This is a genomic window from Microcoleus sp. S1D4 (assembly GCF_036700765.1).
Lineage (GTDB): Bacteria > Cyanobacteriota > Cyanobacteriia > Cyanobacteriales > Microcoleaceae > Microcoleus.
On the sequence record NZ_JAUBPP010000026.1, the window covers coordinates 1 to 24,384 of the forward strand.

Below are 24,384 nucleotides of genomic sequence, written 5' to 3' on the forward strand. Positions count from 1 at the left end.
GCTTGGAACACTAGCATGAAGTTGAATGTACCGGAGATACCCAAGGGCATACCGTCTGAGAAGGAGCCTTGTCCGATTGGGTAGATCAAGAATACTGCGGTGGCTGCTGCAACTGGTGCAGAGTAAGCTACGCATATCCAAGGACGCATACCTAAGCGGTAGGACAGTTCCCATTCACGACCCATGTAGCAGAAAATGCCGATGAGGAAGTGAAATACTACCAATTGGTAGGGGCCGCCGTTGTACAACCACTCATCAAGAGAAGCTGCTTCCCAGATTGGGTAGAAGTGAAGACCGATCGCGTTAGACGAAGGAACAACTGCACCTGTGATGATGTTGTTACCGAACATCAAGGAACCTGCTACTGGTTCGCGGATGCCGTCAATGTCTACGGGAGGGGCTGCGATGAAGGCAGTGATGTAGCAGATTGTGGCAGTTAGCAAGGTAGGAATCATCAAGACGCCGAACCAACCTACATAGAGGCGGTTGTCGGTCGATGTTACCCAGTTACAAAACTGGTCCCACAGGTTGGCGCTTTCGCGCTGCTGTAAGGTGGCTGTCATGTGTTTATGATTGCGTTATTTGGTTTTCAATGTTCGTGACGGCTTTGTGTTCCGCCATGTATATAAATATAAAGCATATTCTCAGCTTTGTAAAGGTCTGTAACGACAGTTAAACTTATGAAATTTATAATTTTAACTTATTGATTTGAAGAAAATGGGGTAAATGGGCAAGAATCCACAAAAAAACAGGAAAAGCCTGGAAGCTTGTCGCCTTCAGGCATGGAAATATTAAGATACAGACTTTTGTTGGCTGGGTATCATCACCAGCGCCCAGTAGGGAACCTCAGCCGGATCGACATCGGCGATCGCCTTAATTCGCTGATTTGGCATAGTTGCCCGTTCTATATATAGTGCGCGATCGAACTGTCCCAACTCAATCAGCACCTCCCGGACTTTCGCAAAGTGCCTCCCCAGCTTAATAATCACAGCAGCATCAACCAGCGCCAGCCGATCGCGCAAAATCTCCGCATCCAGCGTCGCAGGCATAATACTTAACACATCGTTACGATAAGTTAACGGTACTCCCAGGGCACTCGCACTCGCCATAGTCGAAGAAATTCCCGGCACAACTTCGGTAGTAAACTTTCCCGACAAACGGTTGAACAAATACATAAACGAGCCGTAGAGAAAAGGCTCACCCTCGCACAAAACCGCCACATCCCGGCCCTCGGTGAGGTGGGCGGCAATTTTCTCGGCAGCAACATCATAATAAGGTTGCGACGATCGCGTCGGACTAAAAGGCAACGGCATCGGAATCTCAATTTGCTCTGGACGCAAATAATCTGCGACGATCGCCCGCGCCAGCACCTTACCATTTTCCATCGCCGGATATGCAATGACCGGCACCGACTGCAAAATCCGATAAGCTTTCAAAGTAATCAATTCCGGATCGCCAGGGCCGATGCCCAATCCGTACAATTTACCAGCAGTCTCAGTCATAATTCGTCCTCTTTAGCTAAAGCATTCACGGCCGCCGTTGCCATTGCACTGCCACCGCGCCGCCCCTGCAGCGCGATAAATGGCACTCCCCGACTGTTGGCTGCGAGTTCGGCTTTAGATTCCGCCGCCCCCACAAATCCTACCGGGAAACCGAGAATCAAGGCAGGTTTGGGGGCTCCAGCATCCAGCATTTCCAGCAGTCGGAACAAAGCAGTCGGGGCATTGCCAATGGCCACCACCGCACCATCTAAGTTATCTAGCCACAAATCCAGTGCCGCAGCCGATCGAGTATTGCCGATTTGGCGCGCCAACTCCGGGACATCGGGATGCCAGAGGGTGCAAATCACCTGATTGTTAGCGGGAAGTCGCTTGCGGGTGATGCCTTCGGCTATCATTCGGGCGTCGCACAAAATCGGCGCGCCTGCTGCGAGGGCTTGACGCCCGCAGGTGGCGGCACCGGGGGAAGCTGCTAAGTCTGTAACAATATCTGTCATTCCGCAACTGTGAATTAGTCGCACGGCGACTGTTTCTAAGTCTGCTGGTAGGCTTGACAAGTCTGCTTCGGCGCGGATTGTGGCGAAGGATTTTGTGTAGATTTCTGTTCCGTCTCGGATGTAGTCAATCATTAAAATAATTGGGAATTGGGAATTGGGAATTGGGAATTGGGAATTGGGCATTGGGAATTGGGCATTGGGAATTAAAAGACTGTACTTAACTTTATTTGAAATTGTTATTATGGGTAGTTTGTTTGATTGGTAAAATAGGTTTTTTAAATGAACCGCGAAGGCGCGAAGGGCGCAAAGGAAGAAAGAGAAGGGGAAATGATTACAATTTTTCGGTTTTAATGATTTTCTGATCTCAGTAATTTCTGCAATTTGTCGATCGCCCATCGATCGCAAAATTCGCCGAATGACTCGCCCGGTTCTCGAAGTTGGTGGTAGGCGCGCAGCATTTTTTCGATCGCGCGGGGCATTTCGGCTACAGTCACGGCGGGGAAGATTTGCCGTCCAAAGGGCTGGTCTTTTTTACCTACATAAATGTTGTAACCTGCGATCGTCTGGTTTCCCTGCTGCATCTGAATTCCGATGAGGGTGATGTCCATTGGCTGGTGTTGGGCGCAGGATTTTTCGCAGCCGCTGAAATGGATATTGATCGATCGGTCGATGGTCAGTTTTTGCGCTACATCCCTTGCCATTGTTAGGGCGTGACTTTGAGTATCTGTCGCCGCTGACGCGCAGCCGCTGCTACCGGCGCAAGCAACTAAGCAGGAATCTAGATTAGTTGCGGATGAGTGCAATCCTAAATCGGCGATTTGCTGTTTGACCTCAGAAACTTGGGAGTTGGGGATGTCGGAAATCAGCAGATTTTGCCACGGTGTAAGCCTCAGAGTGCCGTTGGCGAGATTTTGGGCTAAGTTTGCCAAATTCCGCAGTTGCTTTGATTCTAGCTTGCCTAGAGGCAGGGCAATGCCGATGTAGGAGAAATCCGACTGTTGCTGACGGTGGATGCCGAGATTGGCGTTGGGTTCGATCGCCTTTTCTGAAAGTTCGATCGCGCTTCGCCCCAAGGGAAACGGCAATTTTGTCTCTACTTTTTCGAGATAATTTTCAACGCCCCAATCGGCTAGCAAGTGCCGCAATCGCGGTTTTTTGCCATCAATTCGCGGTCGATTTTTGGTGTATTCCAGATAGATATTAGCGAGGGCTGCTAATACTGAAATAGTTTGCGATTGTTCGATAATAATTCCTGTGTTGCTGTTGAAATATAGGCGAAAAACTATTTCAAAATTGGTCGAATTCCTTTCTGCTACTAATAAAATATCGTTCCGTAAATTGCGGATTGAAACTAATTCTCCGCCATCAAAACCAATGCTGAATTTAGCCGAAAGTTCTGCTAATTCGGGATGTGTTTGCAGGTAATCGTCCCAAGCTTTGACTAGGGGGCGAGTATCGAGTAACTGCTGTCGGTCGATTCCTGCTGTCGGGCTTGCCATCATATTGCGAATCGGGTCAACTTCAACGCGGCGAGATGCTAATCCCAATTCCTGCAAATCTTGCCAAACTTCTGGGGGAATTTCTGAGTGCAATTCTCGGATTTGCAAATTTGCCCGATTTGTGATTTGCAAACAGCCGGTACTGTAGCGATCGACTAAATTGGCGATCGATCTACATTGCTGTACGCTTAAAATTCCCCCCGGAATTCGCATCCTCGATAAAACTCCGTCGCGGGCGCGGGAACCGTAAAATAGGCCGGGACAAGTTGGTAAATCAGTCAAAACTAACAAACTATCTCCTCCCCGTGCGACGCAGGGAATGTAAGGTAAACTTCCTGAAACCGGCATTCTGACTTTCACAGTTGCGGCACAGCGCCGGAATTGCACCGGACTTTCCCGCTTTCAGGTTTAAGAAATGTATCACAAGTCGATCGCCCGCCGCTTAAATTCTCAATTTTCTTAACAAATGCCCGCTAATTTTGTATAGTTTTCAGAGGAATAGCGAGAAATCGGCTTTTTTACAAAAATATAAAGGTTGCAGACGGCTGATTCCCAAAAAAAAACAATTTATCTAGTGAAAATGCACCCAAGAGTGAGTTAAAATAATGACTCGCTGGCCCCAATTAATCAATCCGAAAAACAGTGCAAGTGCAGTTCCCTAGCACAGCCACAATAGATTTTTTTAAATTTTCATCTGCGTGCATCCCTGTCGATCGGCCTGACATCTGCAGTTGACCTCTTTATCAAAAAAATATCCAATAAATACTGTAAATTTAATCTCATATTATTGTTGAAAATTGATAAATCGTAATTACCTTGGCGCAATGCACAAATGGCTTTCGGTGGTGGGAATTGGCGAAGATGGACTTTCGGGATTGAGCTCGATAGCCCGATCGTTATTCGATCGATCTAAAATCGTTGTCGGGGGCGCGCGCCACCTCGCAATGCTACCAACCGACGACACCCGCGAAAAATTAGTTTGGGCTTCACCCCTACAAACAACAGTTGACAGCATCATCAGCCGTCGCCCAGAGTCTGTTTGCGTGCTCGCAAGTGGCGATCCGATGTGTCACGGGATTGGTGTCACGCTGTCGCGCCAAATTCCGATTTCAGAAATGATTGTGATTCCCGCAGCATCGGCTTTTAGTCTTGCTTGCGCGCGTTTGGGTTGGGCGCTGGCGGATGTTGAGACTTTTAGTTTAACAAATCGCCCCATCGCCTCGATCGCCCTTGCTTTGTCTCCCGGCGCGCGCTTGCTGGTGTTGAGTGCCGATCGGCACACGCCGGGAAAGGTCGCCGGTTTGTTGACTGAGCGGGGGTTTGGCAGCAGTTTGATGACTGTGTTCGAGCGGATGGGGTCGGAGGCGGAACGGCGGATCGAGGGGGTTGCAGCGGCTTGGAATGGGGCGGATTTGGCGGATTTGAATGCGATCGCGATCGCAGTTGCAGCCGATCGACAAACTCTTATCCTCCCTCGAACTGCGGGTTTACCGGATGCTGCGTATCGCCACGACGGACAGTTGACTAAACGGGAGGTTCGAGCCGTTACTCTGTCTGCGTTAGCGCCGATTCCGGGGGAGTTGCTTTGGGATGTGGGGGCGGGCTGCGGCTCGATCGCGATTGAGTGGATGCGGAGTCATCGGAGTTGTCGGGCGATCGCGATCGAACGCCATCCGACTCGACTGCAATACATCGCCGAAAATGCCTCTAATTTGGGTGTTCCCGAACTCAAAATCGTTGACGGAGAAGCGCCCGCTGCTTTGGCAAATTTGCCGCAACCGGATGCAATTTTCATCGGTGGCGGTGTCACCGCAGAGGCTTTGCTAGAAAATTGTTGGAATGCTTTAGGTGAAGGTGGCCGATTAGTTGTGAATGCGGTAACGATTGAAAGCGAATTGAAAGTTTTGCAGTGGCATTCTTTGCACGGCGGGGAATTAATTAGAATTGGGATTCAGCGAGTGGGGGCGATCGGTTCTTTTCAGGGTTGGAAACCGCTTGCACCGGTGACTCAGTGGGCGGTAGTTAAGGGTTGAAAGGTAATAAAAACGAGATTCAATATCAAGAATATTATCCCGCAATTGCGATAAAATTCTATGTCACGGTACCCCGCTCCGTCCGAGGCCAGAGTCAGGACACTTGCAGTCAGATCAAATAATCCCCGATCTTCTATTTAGAAATACTTTGGTGACATTTGAGTTCATAGTAGATGGGCCACCCGTATCACAACAAGCTCGCAGACGAGATCGTCTTAAAGCTTGGAAAATGACGGTGAGGCAAGAGGCTGAAAAATACTGGTCTTCAGAGCAAAAAATAGCTACCGGGCTCGTTATGCTCCAGATAACTTATTTCTACGATTCTGTTAAAATTGATGTGGACAACATAGTAAAGCCAATTCAAGATGCAATTATCGGGCTAGCCTATGTCGATGACGATCAAGTAACTGATGTCCTAGCCCGCAAGAGGAATTTATCAGGTAACTTTAAAGTAGAAAATATGACCTTAATCCTAGCGGAAGGATTTGCCCGTGGCAATGAATTCTTGCACATTGTCGTAATTGATGCTCCTGATCAAGAGGTACTGACATGATGGCAACTTCAACTGCAAACATAGAAAGAGAGCGACTGTTAAAACTAGCAGAGGAGTATCGTGAGAAAGGTTATGAAATTTCATTTCATCCAAACTCTGAAGATTTACCGGACTTCCTTAAAAGCTATCGCCCGGATCTGATAGTGCGTCGGGGGGAAGAGTCAGTGGTTATTGCAGTCAAGTCACGCGCTTCACTCAACTCACCCTCTAGCACATATCTACGCAATTTAGCCCAAGCAGTAGCAGAAAATCCTGGTTGGAGGTTTGAGTTAGTGATGACTAACTCGGAGGATGCAGTCGAGCTTCCCAAAGCTGAGGATTCTTTTCAAGAGCATGAAATAGAGTTAGGTTTACAAGTTGCTAAGCAACTTGTCACACAACATTTAGAGTCAGCCATGCTATATTCTTGGTCTTTAGTTGAGGCAACTTTGAGGATTGTTGCCCAGAAAGAAGAGCTAAGTTTGCAAAGATTAGATCCGCTTTATTTAGTGAAACAACTGACGGTGGAGGGCGTGATTTCTAAATCTGAATATCAGTTATTAATGAATGCGCGTTCTTTGCGTAACTCTATTGCTCATGGGTTTAAAACGACACAACTTACGAAAAAATCTGTGTGTGAACTGATTGAGGTTACAGAGCAACTATTGAAAGGTTTGCATACTGGCGATGGAGCAGGCTAAAATTTTAAAAAGCACAAAAATTACGTAATTTTTCAAACAAATAGGTTGGGTTTAACGCAATTAAACCCAACCTATTAATTCAATGAGACTTCAGAATTTAACCTTGATTTACCACTGTCGGTTTTAAACTATTCTGCGATTCAGAAATGCGATCGACCATAGCAGCATTTACCACAGATTCCTGAATCGGTTTCCGGGCTTCAATTAAACCCAAAGCTTTCGTAACACCTTCGGGTAAAATCACCACTAAACTGCCAGCGGGCGCTTCGTCTAGGGCTTTGTTAACCGCCGTTGTTTCGTCGAGAATCAACTCGTATTGAACTTTAGACCGATCGCCCGTGCGGGCAGAAATCCCGTCTGCAATCCCTTGGCAAATTAACTTGGCCACCACACCCGGTTCTCGCCCGCGCCTGTCAATATCTTCTTTGACAATAATGCGATCGAACATTTCGGCCGAAAGTTTGCCCAAGGTGACAAAATCTTCATCTCGCCTGTCCCCCGGCGCACCAACTACCCCGATCCGCATTCCCGGCCAATTCTGCACGAAACTGCCCAAAGCTTGGTAGCTGTGGGGGTTGTGGGCGTAGTCCAGCAAAGCGTGATAGCTGCCCAAATTAAACAAGTTCATCCGTCCGGGAGTTTGACCTACCGATGCCTGAAAGCTTGACAAAGCTGCCCGAATATCTTCTATTTTCAAGCCTTGGGCAAAAGCCGCCAAACAAGCTGCTAAAGCATTAGCAATCATAAACGGCGCGCGCCCGCCCATCGTCAGTGGCACGTTCACAGCCTGCTCGATTCTCAGCGTCCAATCGCCTTTCAAAATCGACAAGTAGCCATTTTCGTAAATCGCCGCCAGCCCGCCCGCAGCGGTATGTTTGGCAACCAGTTCGTTTTCCGGGTTCATCGAAAAATATGCAATTTGAGCCTTGACACGCGGTGCCATTTGTGCTACTAGCGGATCGTCTGCATTTAAAACTGCATAGCCTTTGGGCATTACCGACTCGACGAGGACACTCTTGAGTTTGGCGAGTTGTTCCACGGTGTCGATGTCGCCAATTCCCAAATGATCGGCTGCGACGTTCAAAACTACGCCGACATCGCACTGATTGAAGCCCAAGCCCGATCGCAAAATTCCACCTCTAGCCGTTTCCAGCACCGCCACTTCCACCGTCGGATCGGACAAAATCAAGTGAGCGCTTTGCGGCCCGGTATTATCTCCACTTTCAACCAAATAATCGCCGATGTAAGTGCCGTCGGTAGTCGTGTAGCCGGTAATTTGACCAGTCTGCTTGAGAATGTGGGCCAGCAGGCGAGTTGTTGTAGTTTTGCCGTTGGTTCCAGTCACGGCTAAAATCGGCACCCGGCTGTGTTGAGGCGAGGGGAAAAGCATATCGAAGACTGCGCCGGCAACGTTGCGGGGCAAACCCTGACTCGGGGCGACGTGCATTCTGAAACCCGGTGCTGCGTTGACTTCGACGATCACGCCGTTCGTATCCCGCAGGGGCACAGAAATATCGTCTGTTACTACGTCAATGCCGGCGATGTCCAAACCGATGATTTTGGCCACTCTGGAAAACAGCCAGACGTTTTCTGGGTGAATTTCGTCGGTGCGATCGACTGCAATGCCACCGGTACTCAAATTTGCTGTGGCGCGCAAAAATACTCTTTCGCCGGCCGGCACTACCGAGTCCATCGCGTAGCCTTGTTTTTGCAGCAAATCGAGGGTCAATTTGTCGATCGTGATCCGGGTGAGTACGTTGTCGTGTCCGTCTCCCCGCTGCGGGTCACGGTTTACTTCTGCAACGAGCTGTTCTACTGTATCCCTGCCGTTACCCACAACGTTAGCGGGGACTCGTTCTGCGACTGCTACGACTTGTCCGTTGACTACTAACACTCTGTGGTCGCGGCCGGTGTAGTAGCGCTCGACAATGATGCTTTTTGTTTTTGAGGCGGCGCTGGCTAAGTCGTAGGCTTCTTCTGCTACTTCCCAGGAGTTGATGTCGATTGTGATCCCGCGGCCGTGGTTGCCGTCTAGAGGTTTGAGGACGATCGGAAAACCGCCCACATCTTCGATCGCCCCCTGCAGTTCGTCCAAATAATGAATCACTGTCCCTCTCGGCACCGGCACGCCGGCAGCGCCCAGAATATTTTTGGTACCTTCCTTGTCGCAGGCTAGTTCTACCCCCAAAACTCCCGTGCGGTTGGTCAGAGTTGCCTGAATCCGCTTTTGATGAACTCCGTAGCCTAGTTGAATCATAAACCGGGCGCCCAAGGGCAGCCAGGGAATCCCGCGCGCTTCTGCTTCCTTGATCAGGGTTTCGGTACTCGGCCCGAGGGCTGCAGACAAAGCAAACTCTCTGAGGTCTTTCAAATCTTGCGCTAATTCCGCCGCAGAATAAGAGCCTGTATCGGCAATGCTCTGGCACATCCGCACCCCCGCCCTGGCTGCATAGCGACCTGCTTGTTCGTTTTGATACTCGATTACTACTTGGTAAATCCCTGGTGTGGCAGTCTCGCGGGTGCGACCGAATCCGGCGGGCATTCCTGCCATTTCCTGAAGTTCTAGGGCTACGTGTTCGATTACGTGTCCCATCATTGTGCCTTCTCGCACCCGTTCCAGGAAGCCTCCCCGATGGCCGGGAGAACAGTGATGGTCGTCCAAACTCGGAAGTGCTGCGGTCAAGCCTTCGTAGAAGCCTGGAATTTCAGATGTGGTTTTATCTGCCAACTCCTCTAAATCCAGACGCATGAGTACGAGTTTGTGGCGTCGGATGCTCCAGTAGTTGGGGCCGCGTAAGGTCTGGATTTTAAGTATTTTCATCGCAGTTATAGGGGTATGGGGCGCGAAATCTTATAGGTAATTGCAGCATTTATTCAATTTGGAGCTTGATTGGACGATCGACTGTTCGCAGCGAACAGTTTGGCACTGAATTTCTAGTGATTAGCGGGAACATCAATCTTAGATTTTAGATATTTCGGCTTCGCGAGCGTACAAGTTTTAGATTTGAGATTTTAGGTTTATTCTACAGACAGATCGATCGTCTGGGAGATCCAACAAAATTCTCAAATCTGGGGTTCTCCACACTCATAGCGTCGCGGGCGCGATATCCGTTTTTGGGCCCGTCAGCGTTGAAAATTCATGGCAGAGCGATCGGCTCAAAACAAGCAAAAGTCAAGGTTCGGTAGAAACTAGAACGCAGAAGGTAGAATTATTTTGTTGATTCTACCTTCTGGGGTCAGCCCCTGGCTTCACGGCTAATCTATTGTATTGCTGCATCCATTATTTGACCGGAATGCCACCTAATTTCTGCCGAATCAATGACTCTAATATTCTGCATTAGTTAGTTAGCTGTGCGACATTCCGAAGGCCAGCCAGACTCCGAACAAGCTGCCGATGCCATTGGTTTACCTAGGGGCATATTGTAGCAATCGCCGTGACACAGCACGTGCAAGCGCATATTGAACAGACTTAAGGGTTCTGTCGCTCCTACTAGAGACTCATTGGTATAAAAGTTTTCCCGAGAATCAACAATAGTCACAGTGCCTTTACCGAGAACTTTCAGAGTATCGTCTCCCTCAAATAAGGCGCAGGTGTCTTCGTCAATACCAATAGCGAGGCGATCGGGATAGCAAGCCACAGCCGACAGCAAGCGAGCCATGCGGTTTCGGTTGTGAAAATGCTGATCGACGATAATCTCTGGAATAATGTTAAGTCCGTTTGCCATATCTACTAAGGAACGATTCGGCGACGCGCCGCTTCCCCCACCTGCAATCATGTGATATCCCATCACCGCAGCACCCGCGCTGGTGCCGGCGAGGGTAATCTTGCCTTCTTGAGCTTCTTTGCGAATTTTCTCCATCAGCGGGGTGTCCGCCAGTAGCCCGCAGAGCCGCAGTTGGTCGCCACCTGTGATGAATACGCCCGTACAGTCTTCTAAATAATCTTTCCAGACGGGATTTTCGGCTTGTTGGCGTTCGCGGATGTCCACTACTTTGACAGCACTAACGCCCATTTCGTCAAATATAGTGCGGTAGCGGTTGCTCGTTCCTTCGGGGTCTCGCGAAGCGCAAGGAACGATCGCCAGCCGAGCGTTTGTACCCCCAGCACGGCAAAAAAAGGTATTCAGAATCTCTCGCCCGTGAACTTTGTCTTCGGCTCCTCCGATGACCATAATCGAGGTTTTGATGCGCTGGGGAAGATTTTGTTCGAGGGCTGGAGATGTCAACTGCTGCATGGTGTGTCTTCCTCTGGTGGATGTGAAATTCAATTTTGCTGTGGTTGTGGGTAGAATTGGGCTTTTTAAGAGTAAATATTTTTTTGTAGCAGTGATGTGCGGGCGCCGTAACTATCCCAAGCCAGAATCGCCTCACGCGCGATCGGGCAGTTTGGGGGCGAGTTTACTCGATCCGCTGTCCTGAGAACTGATTATTTTTGTACAACAAAACCGGACACCAGACAAAGGAAGAGGATTTAACTTGCAAAAATTCTCACAAATTATAAGAAATTATAAATAATAATGCAATTACTGAAAACGGATATCCCTCTAAGGGTCAAACTAGAGGAGATGTATCAATAAATTCCAATTATTTTGCGATTTGACGTTGTAACTCTATTTCCAGAATTTTTTATCGCTCCCCTAGAGTCGGGACTGATGGGCAAAGCCTTAGCTAAAAAGATTGCTGAGGTGAATTTTGTCAATCCCCGCGATTTTACCACAGACAAACACCAGCGAGTCGATGATGAGCCTTACGGGGGCGGAGTCGGGATGCTGATGAAGCCGGAACCGATTTTTGCGGCGGTGGAGTCGCTACCTGTGTTACCGAGGCGCGAGGTGATTTTACTGACTCCGCAGGGCGAACCGATGCAGCAGCCGATGTTTCGGGAGTTCGCCACCGATCGCGATCAGTTGGTGTTGATTTGCGGTCATTATGAAGGTGTGGACGATCGAGTCCTGCATTTGGTAACTCGCGAGGTATCTTTGGGGGATTTTGTGCTCACGGGGGGCGAAATTCCGGCTTTAGCTTTGATAAATGGAGTTTTGCGATTGCTGCGGGGAACTGTGGCGAAGGAAGATTCCCTAAAGTTTGAGAGTTTTGAAGACGGACTTTTGGATTATCCGCAGTACACTCGACCGGCGGATTTTCGGGGATTGAAGGTTCCTGACGTGTTGTTGTCGGGTAATCACGCGGAAATTGCTCGCTGGCGCAGGGAACAGCAAATTGAAAGAACTCGATCGCGCCGGCTGGATTTGTACGATCGGTGGTTGGAGGAAAGGGGAGAATAGGAGAAGGGAGAAAGAAGAAGTTATCTCATATGATTTATCGGGCCAACTCATAGCCCAATTCGATCGACAACGCCGATTGTTGTAACACTTCTGCCGATCTCAGCTTTCAAAGCTTCAGCAGCTAAAAGCTGTTTTAGTTGATCGGCCTCAGATTGAGTTCCGATAAAAACAGAACCAGGCATCTTCTTTTTTAGCTTCATAGCTTCAGCTAAGGACAACGACATAGCCTCACGCAGAATTTTTATTACAACTGTTGCACGTTGTTCTTTTTCCAATACAATCAAGTTCCAAGTCCTTTCTTTTGCTAAAATCTCTTCTCTCATTTCGTTAGGCATAGCATCAGTATTATCTAACTCGATTGCCTCAGAGCAATAAGGACAGCTATAAGATAGATGCCAGACAAGTTTTTTGTCGAACACAGACTGACCAACCGACATCTGTATGTCTTTGCTACAATTACCGCAAAGTCCGTAAATCAAGACCATTATTTTTCAGCAATCTCTCCGGAAATATGAAATAATTGTCTTTTGCTATACTTCCCAAACATCTACTTTACATGAACATCCGCATCGGCAACGGCTACGACATTCACTGCTTAGTTCCAGAACGCCCCCTCATCCTCGGCGGCGTCCACATTCCCCACGAATTAGGCTTATTAGGACACAGCGACGCAGACGTACTTACCCACGCTATCATGGATGCCATGCTTGGAGCTCTGAGCTTAGGAGATATCGGGCTGTATTTCCCTCCAACTGACCCGAAATGGAAAGGTGCTGATAGTCTCGTCTTGCTAGCACAAGTCAATCAGTTAATATTAGATAAAGGCTGGGAAATCGGCAATATTGATTCGGTGGTGGTGGCCGAACGTCCAAAGCTGAAACCGCATATTGAGCAAATGCGCGATCGGCTTTCAGGTGTTCTACAACTAAAACCAGACCAAGTAGGCATCAAAGCTACTACCAACGAAAAGTTAGGCCCTGTGGGGAGAGAAGAAGGAATCGCCGCCTACGCTGTAGTTTTGTTGATGCTAAAATAGAACTTTAATCTACGTTTTAGGAAGACCAAAACCATGCAAACTGAAACCTTGGATTTAGAGTTACCCATAGACGCGGATATTATCGCATTGGATAAGGACGATCGCATAGTCGTGCTAATCGAGGTCAAAATTAATCAAGCTAAAGAAAAGGCAGCCACCCAGAGGATTATCGATAGCGCGCTCAAACAAATAAAACATTTCCTCTCAAAGCTCTCCGAAAAAAATGTGGTAATTCCTTATGCTATGATTGTCACTCTCGAAGATATAATCGTTTTTAAATGGGATGGCACTGTTTTATCTGAAGCTGTTTTATCGTTAAAAACGCCTGACATCCTTCACTATTATGACTCAAAATTAGGCGATCAGCGGATATTTGTACCATACCTAACTAGGCTGATTGAAGCATGGTTGCGTGACTTAGCTTATAATTGGAAGTCGGAGATTCCACCAGCATCGGAACAGATGGCAGAAATAGGTTTGCTGCCGCTGCTAGCAGGTGGAACAACAAAGTCAAGGGTAGAAATTGGTGGTGATTTTATATATAGAAACTAACTTTTTGATGAGTATTGCTACAGGGCGCGATCCTGATGCCAATAACTTGTTACTGAGTGTCCCAACATCAGTCCGCATTGCCATACCTGCTATTTGCTGCATGGAAGCTCTCTCGGCTTTAGAAGACGAGATCAAGCGCCGCAACCGTTTTGCAGATGAACAGAAAAAACAAATTAGCCAGCTCAAGCGCGATCTTACTTCGCCTTATGCTAAGTCTCTTTTATTCCATGTAGAAGAGTCTTTGAATGAAAATGAAGGATTGCTCAATAATATTAAAGTACGTCTTTTTGAGGCTCTTGAATTATTGGCTGACAAGGTGGAGATGATGGAACTAAAAGCAGATACACTGCGAGAAAGCTTGAATACAGTTTTCATTGAAGAAGATCCGACAGATAATTTGATTCTCCACTGCATCTTGAATCACGCACACTTACACACTCATGAAATCAAGGTATTTTTGAGTAATAATACAAAAGAATTTAGTGTGCCGGAAGTTCAAGATGCTTTGCGAGAATCAGGAATAACCAAGTATTTCTCGGTCACTAAAGATTTTCTAGGTTGGCTACAATCTCAGTCATAATCGCACGTAGATGGTACAGTAAATTATTATGAAAAATTTCTCTATTTTACATTCAAAGCGCCGCTGGTTGGCTATTTTGCTAGCTCTAATTGCCACTATCAGTCTGTCTGCTTGTCGTCCCGCCCGATCGCAATTAACCAACAGACTCGTAGTTCCCACCCCCAGCGGCCCGTCTACCTTCAACTACCCGCTAAATCAGTCTGCATATAGCGTTTTTGGCTATATGTACGAGGGATTGATTAACGAAAACGGCTTGACATCTCAGCTAGAACCAGGTTTAGCAGAGTCCTGGAAAGTATCTAAAGATGGCAAAAAGATTGTCTTCACCCTGCGAGAGGGATTGAAATGGTCTGACGGCGAACCCATGACAACAGATGACATTATATTCAGCTATGAAAAGATTTATTTCAATGACAAAATCCCTAGCGGTTTAAAAGATACTCTGAGAGTTGGCATGAGTCGCCAATTCCCCAAACTCAAAAAAATTGACAGCCGCCGCGTAGAATTTTCCGTTGCAGAACCCTTTGCTCCTTTTATTAGATATGCTGGGGGAATCCCGATTTTACCAGCTCATATTTTACAGGAAGCTGTCGAAAATACAGATGCAGACGGAAATCTTAAATTCCTGTCTACTTGGGGCACGGATACTGACCCTAAAAAAATTGTCGGTAACGGTCAGTACCGAATGCTAAGCTATACTCCCAATCAGCGCGTGGTTTTGGAACGAAATCCGTATTTTTGGCGCAAAGATGCTGAGGGAAATGCTCAGCCCTACATCCAGCAAATTGTTTGGCAAATTATTGAAAATACTGACAATCAACTGTTGAATTTTCGATCGGGCGATTTGGATACTCTGGACGTGCAGCCAGAGGTGTTCCCTCTGTTGAAACGAGAGGAAAAACGCGGCAAATATACGGTTTTTAACGGTGGCCCGGACACTGGTAGTGTGTTTATGACCTTCAATCTGAATCAGGGGCGCAATGCTCAAAATCAACCGTTTGTAGACCCGGTTAAGTCTCGCTGGTTTACCAATCAGGAATTTCGGCAGGCCGTAGCCTACGGTATAGACAGATCCGCCATGACTAACAATATCTATCGCGGACTTGGCGCGCCCCTGTATTCCCCAATTCCGGCACAAAGTCCCTTTTACTTGTCTCCCGAACAGGGATTAAAAACTTACGATTACGATCCGCAAAAATCGAAAGAGTTGCTGTTGAATGCTGGTTTTAAATATAATAGTAACGGCGACTTGTTGGATGCTGGGGGCAACAAAGTCCGATTTACTTTGTTGATAGCTGCAGGGAAAAAAGTTCGGGAACAAATGGCCACGCAAATTAAGCAAGATTTGGGCAAATTGGGGATGCAAATTGACACGCAGTTCCTGAGTTTTAATACTTACGTGGAAAAGCTGCGCCTGACGCGGAATTGGGATACTTACCTCGGCGGTTTTACGGGAGGTACTGAACCGCACAGCGGCTACAATATTTGGTCTGTTAATGGGACTTTGCACAGTTTCAACCAGGGCCCGCAAGCTGGAGAACCGCCGATTAAGGGTTGGGAAGTGTACCAATGGGAGCAAAAAATCGATGACCTTTATGTGAAGGCTTCCCAAGAGCTTGATGAGGCGAAGCGCAAGGAGCTTTATGGGGAGACGCAGGAGATTATAGCGGAACAAGTGCCTTTTATTTATATGGTCAATCCGCTGACTTTTGAGGCGGTGCGCGATCGCATTTCGGGAATTCGCTATAGTGCGATCGGTGGTGCTTTCTGGAATTTGTACGAACTGAAAATGGCAGAATAGTTAGTTGTTATTGGTTATTGGTTATTGATAACTAACAACTGACAACTAACAACTGACAACTGACAACTAACAACTAAGAGGGCGGGCACGCACCATCCACCGCCCCTACCAACTAACAACTGACAACTGACAACTAACAACTGACAACTGACAACTAACAACTGACAACTGACAACTGACAACTGACAACTAACAACTGACAACTGACTAATATTTATGCAACCTGAAATTTTACAAAAATTACTCGAATCTGTGGCGGCAGGCGATGTAAGTCCCACCGCAGCTTTGGATAAATTAAAGCATTTTGACTTTCAACAAGTAGGCAATTTTGCCAAAATTGACCATCACCGCACCTTAAGAACTGGTTTTCCTGAAGTCATTTTGGGCCTAGGGAAAACGCCAGACCAAATTGTTGAGATTGTCGAGGCGATGCGTGGGCGAAATCCAGTGGTGATGGCGACGCGAATTGAACCGGAAGTTTTCGAGCAATTGCAACAAAAAATACCCGATTTGTGCTACTACCAAAAGGCTCGAATTTGTTCAATTTCTGCTGATTCCCCAACTCCGCAGCATCCGGGTACTGTGACTATTATCAGTGCGGGAACGGCGGATTTGCCTGTGGCGGAAGAGGCGGCTGTGACGGCGGAACTTTGCGGTTTTGAGGTGCGGCGTTTGTGGGACGTGGGAGTTGCCGGCATTCACCGTTTGCTGAGCAACCGACACGTTATTGCCGATGCTGATGTGTTGATTGCGGTTGCGGGTATGGAAGGTGCTTTGGCCAGTGTGGTTGCGGGTTTGGCAGATTGTCCGGTGATTGCTGTGCCGACGAGTGTGGGTTACGGCGCGAGTTTTGGCGGGATTGCTCCTCTTTTAACTATGCTTAATTCTTGTGCGGCTGGTGTGGGTGTGGTTAATATTGATAACGGATTTGGGGCGGCAATTTTAGCTTGTCAAATCTTAAGAACTGCTGACAAAGTAGGGAAAAATTAAATAAGCTGTATTGCATTTAACTTGCCTTAAACTTGCATTGTACTCCCAACAGAAACTATCCCGAACAGTTTTGGACGCACTTCCGATAAAGCAATCGGGTTTTTTACTTTTTCGGCGGATTGCAGTGAAGGATTTTGGTACAAAAATCTGGTTTCTGGGAAAGGTGCGTTCTGGAGTCCTCGGTTTAAGAGCGGATTCCAGAACGCACTACAAACCGTTTTTGTTATGGTAATCGATCGGACGCGCGATCGCAGTTTTAATTATCCGCCTTGAATCTGCGGTTTCTGTATCGATTCGGTGACTCAATGCAAGTCTTCTCTCCCGAAGCCCAAGGTTCAACAGAGGCAGAGTCTGGTAACGAGCTATCTAAAATCTACAATCTACAATCTCAAATCGATTGATTTTTTACATTTTTGAGAAAGGCTATATTCTTGAGGGCGGGTTCAGAACGCCCGCCCTAGGGATTGTTTGAACAAATGCAGACATATCCCAAACATCAAGCTCAGCCGCCCTGAGCATCCAGCCAATGCGGATAACCGGAAGAATCCTCTGCTTTCAACTTTTGAGCCTGATAGGTCTTGGTAGTCCAATTAGCTACTGTTTGCAGGTTTTCTGTCAGACAACTTTCGCTGCCAAATGCTTCAAATCCCAAAGTCCAAGAGGGATTGCCGTTAATGTTCAATTGAGTAACTTCGACGCTGCAACCTTGGGGAACTGGGGCTTCTACTGGCACAGACATTACAGACATTAAGGAACCGGGGGCTGAAACTTGGTAAAGACGCAGCGCTCGCTTTTTCTTGACTCCCATCCACTTTCCTGTTGCCAGAATATCCGCCGATACCGGCGCCATCGTGTCGGCACAAACCCACTTGAGCCACTTCTCGGCCTTGCCTTCCCAGCGGTTGCCGAACTGCATCGCCCCTAACTCTCCCTGGCGCCACTTTACTTCTAGGGCTTTCCCGCGCAACTTGACTCCCAAGTAGTCGCAACCGGGTACTAGCAAATATATGTCTTCGCGCTCTTCTGGAGGCGACAGATACCCTCCGAGACTATCGCTTCCAAACCATTGCCCGATCGATTTTGGCAACGCACCGTTATAAAACCACCGCATTTCCAGACTGGCCCGCATAAACTTTTCCTCCGTTCCACAATTTTCGTCAAACCCAGACCGGATTTGCCACACACCATCGACTTCTGCACGTCTCAACTCTATCCTCCCCCGTCTTGGGCTCAGAGTCTACTCTCAGAGGATTTGAGATTTGAAAATTGCGAATATGCGAATAATTGATTATATAAGGGTTGAGAGCTTGTCTACTGTGGGATTTTTGGTGGAAACTCAGGTCAAAATAGGGTATTTGAAAAAAAAAATTACGCAATCCTTTACATTTCTTCATAAGTCTGTTACATTTAGTTACAGTACATGAAAAACAATTTAGGAAACAGACATGACTAACAAAGGCTTAATGCTGGACGACCAAGGTAAAATGAACAATTTTGCGATCGAGCCGACAGTATACATCGATGACGAACCCCGCACAGGCTTTACCCCCTACGCAGAACGTTTAAACGGCCGCCTTGCCATGATTGGCTTTGTTTCTCTCTTGGCTTTAGAAGTTTCGACCAAGCACGGACTGATTAGCTGGCTAACCAACCTGTAATGATTTTGTTAAAAATTAAACTTTACGGCTATGGCTTGCCAGCGATGCACAAATGGCAATCCATAGCTTAACTATTTTTAGGGGCTAGGTTTGGTGAGATAATTAAAATTAAATATTTTAGTGTTACCCTACTCGCGTAAAAATAATGCTCAAACGAATTGCGGCCCTACTTCTGGTGGTTCTAAGCCTCACCTTGACCGGTTGTGTGTCTCAAGTGACCGGACTCAAAAGCCACATTGATACTGGCGACGGCTATCAATTTCTCTATCCTAATGGCTGGCTGCCGATCGCAGTTTCTAATGGGCCCGATGTGGTGTTCCGCGATTTGATCCAGCAAACCGAGAATGTCAGCGTGGTAATCAGTCCAGTCGCGAAGGGGAAAACTTTGGCAGATTTGGGAACGCCTACGGAAGTGGGATACAAGCTTAGCAAAAATTCCCTCGTCTCGACAGATTCTGGCCGCGAAGCTGAATTAATCAGTGCAGAAGCTCGCGAATCGCGATCGAAAAGCTATTACATTTTAGAATACGCCGTCAAACTCCCAAACCAAGAACGGCACAACTTAGCCAGCGTAGCCGTCAGCCGCGGCAAACTTTTTACCATTAACGTTTCCACTACCGAAGAACGCTGGCCGAAGGTAAAAGAAGCTTTTGAGAAAGTCGTTAAATCTTTCTCTGTTTATTAAGTTAAAAAGTTATTGGTTATTAGTTATTAGTTATGGGGAATTGGGTCGAAAGCATTGTGGATTGTGCAATGTTATTAAAGCCAACTAATGACTAATGACTGATGACTGATAACTGATGACGGCAGGAGGGCACGCGCGCACCATCCACCGCCCCTAATGACTAATGACTAATGACTAATGACTTCTTAAATTATGAAAATTCCAACTTTTGTATTGGCTTCAGCTTCCCCGGCGCGCCGCAGCCTACTAAATAGTGCTGGGATTCAAGCTGTGATTTGCCCCAGCGACTTTGATGAAGGGCAAATACAAATGAGGGACGGTACTCAATTAGTCCAAGTTTTAGCAGAGGGAAAAGCTGAAGCTGTAGCTAGCTTTTTGCTGGCTAATTCTCACCCGCAAATCCCCAATCCCAAATCGTGTTTGGTGTTGGGATGCGATTCAATTTTGGTCATTGATGGCGAAATTCACGGCAAGCCGAAGGATGCCGAAGAAGCAATTTTGCGCTGGCAGAAAATGTGCGGAAAAGTTGGCGAACTTTATACAGGTCATGCTTTAATTGATACGAGATTTGATAGTTTCGATCGCGCAATCGAGCGATCGATCGTTCGCTATCAAGTTACAAAAGTTCATTTTGCCGAAGTTACCTCGCGCCAAATTGCGGCCTACGTCGCTACCGGAGAACCCCTCGCCTGTGCTGGCTGTTTTGCACTGGAAGGTAAAGGCGGATTTTTTGTGGAAAAAATCGAGGGCTGTCACACGAATGTGATCGGGTTGAGTTTGCCTCTGCTGCGGCAAATGCTGGGCGAAATGGGATATGATGTGGCGGATTTTTGGAAATTTTAATGTTGGCTGGATTGATCGGAAAATTGGTCTACGAATCTAATTCAAGAAACTGAGTTTTTTTGGGTTTCTACACCTGTAAGCTGTCGGACATTTAAATTGTATGTTCAGGGTGATGCTCAAAGCCCACCCCACAATAGTTTTATTGTTTTTTGACATACAGTTTAAATGTAGAACAGCTTAACGAGGTTTTTTCATAAAAACCCGTTTCTGGCCACCCGCGCGAATCTAAGAAACCGGGTTTTTTGGAGTTTCTGCATTGTAACGAATTCTTCTGGCAAAAACCCGGTTTCTGGGCTACGGATCACAACCAAAGAAACTGGTTTTTTTCACAAATCCTATCCAAGGGCGATCGCCCCGTCGGATACAGAGATAAACTGAAGTTGAGAAGGCGAAACATCTTTCACCAAACCCAAAATATTGCCGGTACTAGCTTCTCGAATCACCGTCGCCTTAGTATTTAACACTCTAAAATCAAGAGTTCGGGGCTGTCCGGGAGGAAAAGGGCCGCTGCTGTCGTAATCTCTGGCATCACCAATTGTTAAAAACCTTTCGCTCAAAACAATGTCATTTCGCGTCAATCCTCCCGCCAATCCAATTACATCACCTTGGGCAGAATTGTAGTCGAGAATAAAATCTGCCGGCACTTCATCTACTTGACCCAGAAAATTGCCAGCAGGACGCGGTTGATCCGAACCAATTTCTCCCGAAGTTGCTTCAGCTTCTCTTCTGAGGACAAATAAATCTGCACCTTCTCCTCCCCAAAGTCGATCGATTCCAGCATCACCAATCAGAGTATCATTGCCAGTTTCACCTACTAAATTATCGCTGCCTTTACCGCCTCGAACAAAATCATTTCCCGTACCTCCGTAAGCTACGTCATCGCCTAAATTTCCACTCAGAACATCGTTAGCGCATTCTCCGTACAGGATGTCAAAATCTTGACCGCCGCGAATAGTATCGTTCCCACAACCTCCGATTAAAGTATCGCTGCCGCTGTTCCCGTTCATCAGTTCGGCACCGCCAGAACCTCGGACAAAATCGTCGCCGGCTAAGGCCCGCAAACCTCCAGGAGTGTTGCGGAGAATTCCGTTAGCTAATTGAACGATATCGTCATTGGGAGTAAGGTCAAAAAAGTTGGGATCGCTACCTGAATTTGGTAAAGGCCCTGTCAGTAATCTGATGTTTGGGGGATCGGGAATAATTGGGTCGGCGTTTTCAGCTAATGCTCTAACTTCTCCAGGATTTGTTTCTAACATTTTAGGTTTTTCCTGTTTGATTGAGTTTGTCGATCTTCTGATCTTAACAAAGGTTTCAATGGGAGCATCTGGGGCTTTGCAACAAGCATTTTTTTACTGTGCGTTTGCTCTCGCTCGCGTGCGCTTGCTCCCCTCGCGCGCCAGACAGCTACAGATGCTCGCGCACATATGCTCCCGGTTGCAATTAACTATTCTGCGCGAATCTGCTGTGAAAAAAATTAAATTACTGTCAAAACGATCTAAGATCATTTTTCAACAAATATTGCTTGTTGACACCAAAGCGATCGCCCAAATCCGCAAAAAGTTTGAAATGAGCGCTAATAATTGTGGGGATCGCGTACTCTATTACCCGTTAGCAGTCAGTTACCGAAAGCCTGCTGAATGCTAATTGTCATCAACCATTGAGTTAAGTCAGGAATCGTTAATATGCAAGACACTGCGATCGAATCTATTCAAGCCAGAGAAATTCTCGACTCCCGCGGCCGCCCCACCATTGAAGCTGAAGTTTATCTAGCCAACGGTGTTGTTGGCCTGGCCCAAGTTCCCAGCGGTGCATCTACAGGCTCTTTTGAAGCCCACGAATTGCGAGACGGCGACAAAAATCGTTACGGCGGGAAAGGAGTCTTGAAGGCTGTTGCTAACGTCGAGCACAAAATTGCCCCCGCTTTGGCTAATTTGGATGCGATCGACCAAGCACTGGTAGACCAAACCATGATTGACTTGGACGGTTCCCCCAACAAATCCCACCTCGGAGCCAATGCCATTCTCGGAGTCTCCCTAGCCACAGCAAAGGCTGCCGCCGAGACTTTAGGACTCCCCCTTTATCGCTACTTGGGCGGCACTTTAGCGAACGTTTTACCCGTACCTTTGATGAACGTGATCAACGGTGGTTCCCACGCGGACAACAATGTAGACATTCAAGAGTTTATGATTGTACCTGTGGGAGCGCCTTCTTTTAAGGAAGCTTTGCGCTGGGGAGCAGAAATATTTGCTAGTCTGGCTAATGTCTTGAAAGATAAAAATTTGCTGACTGGTGTTGGGGATGAAGGCGGTTTTGCTCCTAATTTGGGTTCCAATCAGGAAGCTTTGGATTTGTTGATGATGGCAATTGAAAAAGCTGGTTACAAGCCTGGGGAACAAGTTGCTTTGGCTTTGGATGTTGCTGCTAGCGAGTTTTACAAAGATGGGCAGTACACTTACGACGGTGTGGCTCATTCGCCGGCGGAATTAATCGATTATTTGGATGGTTTGGCTGGTCAATATCCGATCGTTTCTATTGAAGATGGTTTGCACGAAGACGATTGGGACAGTTGGGTGGCGCTGACTCAGAAAATGGGTAGCAAAGTTCAGTTGGTGGGTGACGATTTGTTTGTGACTAATCGCACGCGCTTGCAAAAGGGAATTGATTTGAAGGCTAGCAATTCGATTTTGATTAAGCTGAATCAAATTGGTTCTTTGACGGAGACGTTGGATACGATCGACCTCGGCAAACGAAACAGCTATCGATCGGTCATCAGCCACCGTTCTGGTGAAACTGAGGATACCACGATTGCTGATTTAGCGGTAGCGACTCGCGCCGGTCAAATCAAGACTGGTTCTTTGTGTCGCAGCGAACGGGTTGCTAAATACAACCGTTTGTTGCGGATTGAGGACGAATTGGGCGATCGGGCGATCTATGCTGGTGCGATCGGTTACGGGCCAAAGTAAAATTTGGGAATGGGTAATGGGGAATGGGTAATTGGGCATGGGTAATTGGTAATCGGTTAGTTTTTAATTTTCAGAACCAATGCCCTGTTTGGCCGATGCCCTGTTTGCCCAATTCCCAATTCCCAATTTAAGGATAGAAAGCCAATTGAGGCAAACCCAAAGTTTCTTCCCAACCCATCATCAAGTTCATGCACTGAATGCCTTGACCGGCTTGACCTTTAATTAAATTGTCGATCGCCGACATCACAATTACCCGATCGGTGCGGGGATCGACTTCCACGGCAATGTAACAAAGATTCGTGCCGCAAGCCCATTTTGTTTGCGGATAAACCCCAGCCGGCAAGACTTTTACTAAAGGAGAATTGCGGTAAAAAGCGCTAAAAATCGTGATTAAATCTTCCCGCACCAATCCCGGATCGCGCAAATTTGCGTAAACAGTTGCCAAAATTCCCCGCACCATCGGTATCAGGTGGGGAGTAAATTGGACTTTGATATCTTGTCCGGCTAAATCGCTGCAAACTTGCTCAATTTCTGGGGTGTGGCGGTGGCGGCCAACTCCGTAAGCGCCTATGGAATTGTCAGCTTCTGCTAATAACAGATTAACTTCGGCTTTGCGGCCTCCTCCCGAAGTTCCTGATTTAGCGTCGATAATTGCTGTTTCTGGTACGATTAGACCTTGTTTTAGCAAGGGTGCCAGGGCTAATAAGCTAGCGGTGACGTAGCAACCGGCACAGCCTACCAATTGAGCGTCTTTAATGCGATCGCGATACAATTCTGGCAAACCGTAAACAGCGGTTGCTGCTAGAGCAGAGTCCGATCGCTCGCCACCGTACCAAGCTTTGTAAGTTTCTAGATTTTCAAATCTGTAATCAGCCGACAAATCCAAGACTTTGCAGCCTTTTTCGATCAGCTTCGGTGCCATTTGGCAAGCTAAACCGTTGGGCAGCGACAGAAACACAACTTCACATTTTTCCGCTACTCGATCTAAGTCGATCGCCTCAATAGTCAAGTCAATGCAGTTAGTCAGATGCGGATAAAGGCTGGAAAAAGGTTTTCCCGCACTGCTATCCCCGCCCACATACACTACTTCCGCCGCTGGGTGATCTGCCAGCAGTCGCACAAGTTGCACGCCGCCGTAACCTGAAGCGCCGATAATTCCTACAGGCACACGTCCAACATCTCCCATTTTCCTTTATCCCCTCAGCCGTTGAAGTCAAAATCGCTTGAACT

General features: G+C 47.3%; 23 protein-coding genes, 1 pseudogene and 1 riboswitch. Of the genes and pseudogenes, 14 read left to right on the plus strand and 10 right to left on the minus strand.

The features are described from left to right. From QT998_RS22500 to cobG, 4 genes and pseudogenes are all read right to left on the minus strand, one after another. Positions 1-563 (minus strand): annotated as a pseudogene (locus QT998_RS22500) (photosystem II q(b) protein); the annotation flags it as partial. 228 nt (positions 564-791) lie between these two features. Beyond that, on the minus strand, positions 792-1,502 hold the full coding sequence (locus QT998_RS22505; protein WP_333117201.1) for a precorrin-2 C(20)-methyltransferase: 711 nt from the start codon (positions 1,500-1,502) through the stop codon (positions 792-794). Further along, the gene (locus QT998_RS22510; RefSeq protein WP_333117264.1) at positions 1,499-2,128 is read right to left on the minus strand and encodes a precorrin-8X methylmutase; all 630 of its coding nucleotides are present in this window, start codon (positions 2,126-2,128) and stop codon (positions 1,499-1,501) included. Before QT998_RS22510 ends, QT998_RS22505 begins: the two co-directional genes overlap by 4 nt. 215 nt (positions 2,129-2,343) lie before the next feature. Next, positions 2,344-3,843: a precorrin-3B synthase gene (cobG, locus tag QT998_RS22515; RefSeq protein ID WP_333218155.1), complete on the minus strand. Its 1,500-nt coding sequence runs from the start codon at positions 3,841-3,843 to the stop codon at positions 2,344-2,346. Then, positions 3,830-3,909: riboswitch (adenosylcobalamin-variant (AdoCbl-variant) riboswitch) on the minus strand. (Overlaps the previous gene by 14 nt.) Positions 3,910-4,319: 410 nt before the next feature. On the opposite strand from cobG, the gene cbiE reads away from it, so the two are divergent. From cbiE to QT998_RS22530, 3 genes are all read left to right on the plus strand, one after another. Beyond that, positions 4,320-5,528 (plus strand): precorrin-6y C5,15-methyltransferase (decarboxylating) subunit CbiE, encoded by a 1,209-nt coding sequence (gene cbiE, locus QT998_RS22520; RefSeq protein ID WP_333117203.1) that lies wholly within the window; start codon positions 4,320-4,322, stop codon positions 5,526-5,528. 103 nt (positions 5,529-5,631) lie between these two features. Further along, positions 5,632-6,081 (plus strand): RusA family crossover junction endodeoxyribonuclease, encoded by a 450-nt coding sequence (locus tag QT998_RS22525; protein WP_228049982.1) that lies wholly within the window; start codon positions 5,632-5,634, stop codon positions 6,079-6,081. After that, a complete protein-coding gene (locus QT998_RS22530) occupies positions 6,078-6,761 on the plus strand; it encodes a hypothetical protein (RefSeq protein WP_333117204.1) in 684 nt (227 codons plus the stop codon). Before QT998_RS22525 ends, QT998_RS22530 begins: the two co-directional genes overlap by 4 nt. Positions 6,762-6,858: 97 nt before the next feature. Here QT998_RS22530 and cphA read toward each other — a convergent pair whose 3' ends face one another. Both cphA and QT998_RS22540 read right to left on the minus strand, forming a co-directional pair. Then, positions 6,859-9,582: a cyanophycin synthetase gene (gene cphA / locus QT998_RS22535; protein WP_333117205.1), complete on the minus strand. Its 2,724-nt coding sequence runs from the start codon at positions 9,580-9,582 to the stop codon at positions 6,859-6,861. Between the two features lie 520 nt (positions 9,583-10,102). Then, positions 10,103-10,996, minus strand: coding sequence for a cyanophycinase (locus tag QT998_RS22540; protein ID WP_333092994.1), 894 nt, complete (start codon positions 10,994-10,996; stop codon positions 10,103-10,105). Here QT998_RS22540 and QT998_RS22545 point away from each other — a divergent pair. Next, complete coding sequence (locus tag QT998_RS22545) at positions 10,995-11,180, plus strand: hypothetical protein (RefSeq protein WP_333092993.1); 186 nt, start codon at positions 10,995-10,997, stop codon at positions 11,178-11,180. The genes QT998_RS22540 and QT998_RS22545 overlap by 2 nt on opposite strands. Positions 11,181-11,350: 170 nt before the next feature. Then, on the plus strand, positions 11,351-12,046 hold the full coding sequence (gene trmD / locus QT998_RS22550; protein ID WP_333092992.1) for a tRNA (guanosine(37)-N1)-methyltransferase TrmD: 696 nt from the start codon (positions 11,351-11,353) through the stop codon (positions 12,044-12,046). Between the two features lie 47 nt (positions 12,047-12,093). Here the strand turns inward: trmD and QT998_RS22555 are convergent, their stop codons facing one another. Further along, positions 12,094-12,531 carry a hypothetical protein gene (locus tag QT998_RS22555; RefSeq protein ID WP_333117207.1) on the minus strand — a complete coding sequence of 146 codons (438 nt, stop codon included), beginning with the start codon at positions 12,529-12,531 and terminating at the stop codon, positions 12,094-12,096. Between the two features lie 71 nt (positions 12,532-12,602). Here QT998_RS22555 and ispF point away from each other — a divergent pair, with 71 nt between their 5' ends. The 5 genes from ispF to larB all read left to right on the plus strand — a co-directional run bounded on the left by ispF (position 12,603) and on the right by larB (position 17,005). Beyond that, positions 12,603-13,082: a 2-C-methyl-D-erythritol 2,4-cyclodiphosphate synthase gene (gene ispF, locus QT998_RS22560; RefSeq protein ID WP_333117265.1), complete on the plus strand. Its 480-nt coding sequence runs from the start codon at positions 12,603-12,605 to the stop codon at positions 13,080-13,082. Positions 13,083-13,115: 33 nt separating this feature from the next. Then, positions 13,116-13,634: a hypothetical protein gene (locus QT998_RS22565; protein ID WP_333117208.1), complete on the plus strand. Its 519-nt coding sequence runs from the start codon at positions 13,116-13,118 to the stop codon at positions 13,632-13,634. Positions 13,635-13,641: 7 nt separating this feature from the next. Next, positions 13,642-14,214, plus strand: a complete 573-nt coding sequence (locus QT998_RS22570; RefSeq protein ID WP_333117210.1) for a PIN domain-containing protein — start codon at positions 13,642-13,644, stop codon at positions 14,212-14,214. 28 nt (positions 14,215-14,242) lie between these two features. Next, positions 14,243-16,015: an ABC transporter substrate-binding protein gene (locus QT998_RS22575; protein ID WP_333117212.1), complete on the plus strand. Its 1,773-nt coding sequence runs from the start codon at positions 14,243-14,245 to the stop codon at positions 16,013-16,015. Between the two features lie 216 nt (positions 16,016-16,231). Continuing rightward, positions 16,232-17,005 carry a nickel pincer cofactor biosynthesis protein LarB gene (gene larB / locus QT998_RS22580; protein WP_333117213.1) on the plus strand — a complete coding sequence of 258 codons (774 nt, stop codon included), beginning with the start codon at positions 16,232-16,234 and terminating at the stop codon, positions 17,003-17,005. Between the two features lie 502 nt (positions 17,006-17,507). On the opposite strand, the gene QT998_RS22585 is transcribed toward larB, so the two are convergent. Beyond that, on the minus strand, positions 17,508-18,212 hold the full coding sequence (locus tag QT998_RS22585; RefSeq protein WP_333092986.1) for a hypothetical protein: 705 nt from the start codon (positions 18,210-18,212) through the stop codon (positions 17,508-17,510). Positions 18,213-18,450: 238 nt separating this feature from the next. On the opposite strand from QT998_RS22585, the gene QT998_RS22590 reads away from it, so the two are divergent. The 3 genes from QT998_RS22590 (at position 18,451) to QT998_RS22600 (ending at position 20,191) form a co-directional block, all read left to right on the plus strand. After that, positions 18,451-18,663: a chlorophyll a/b-binding protein gene (locus QT998_RS22590; protein ID WP_194008161.1), complete on the plus strand. Its 213-nt coding sequence runs from the start codon at positions 18,451-18,453 to the stop codon at positions 18,661-18,663. Between the two features lie 145 nt (positions 18,664-18,808). Beyond that, positions 18,809-19,348 carry a photosystem II reaction center PsbP gene (gene psbP, locus QT998_RS22595; RefSeq protein WP_333092984.1) on the plus strand — a complete coding sequence of 180 codons (540 nt, stop codon included), beginning with the start codon at positions 18,809-18,811 and terminating at the stop codon, positions 19,346-19,348. A 192-nt stretch (positions 19,349-19,540) separates the two neighbouring features. Further along, positions 19,541-20,191 (plus strand): nucleoside triphosphate pyrophosphatase, encoded by a 651-nt coding sequence (locus QT998_RS22600; protein WP_333117215.1) that lies wholly within the window; start codon positions 19,541-19,543, stop codon positions 20,189-20,191. Between the two features lie 335 nt (positions 20,192-20,526). On the opposite strand, the gene QT998_RS22605 is transcribed toward QT998_RS22600, so the two are convergent. Further along, complete coding sequence (locus QT998_RS22605; RefSeq protein WP_333092982.1) at positions 20,527-21,447, minus strand: calcium-binding protein; 921 nt, start codon at positions 21,445-21,447, stop codon at positions 20,527-20,529. A gap of 426 nt (positions 21,448-21,873) precedes the next feature. On the opposite strand from QT998_RS22605, the gene eno reads away from it, so the two are divergent. Next, positions 21,874-23,154, plus strand: coding sequence for a phosphopyruvate hydratase (gene eno / locus QT998_RS22610; RefSeq protein ID WP_194008157.1), 1,281 nt, complete (start codon positions 21,874-21,876; stop codon positions 23,152-23,154). 127 nt (positions 23,155-23,281) lie between these two features. Here eno and argC read toward each other — a convergent pair whose 3' ends face one another. Continuing rightward, positions 23,282-24,340, minus strand: coding sequence for an N-acetyl-gamma-glutamyl-phosphate reductase (gene argC, locus QT998_RS22615; RefSeq protein ID WP_333092981.1), 1,059 nt, complete (start codon positions 24,338-24,340; stop codon positions 23,282-23,284). Positions 24,341-24,384 lie beyond the last annotated feature (44 nt).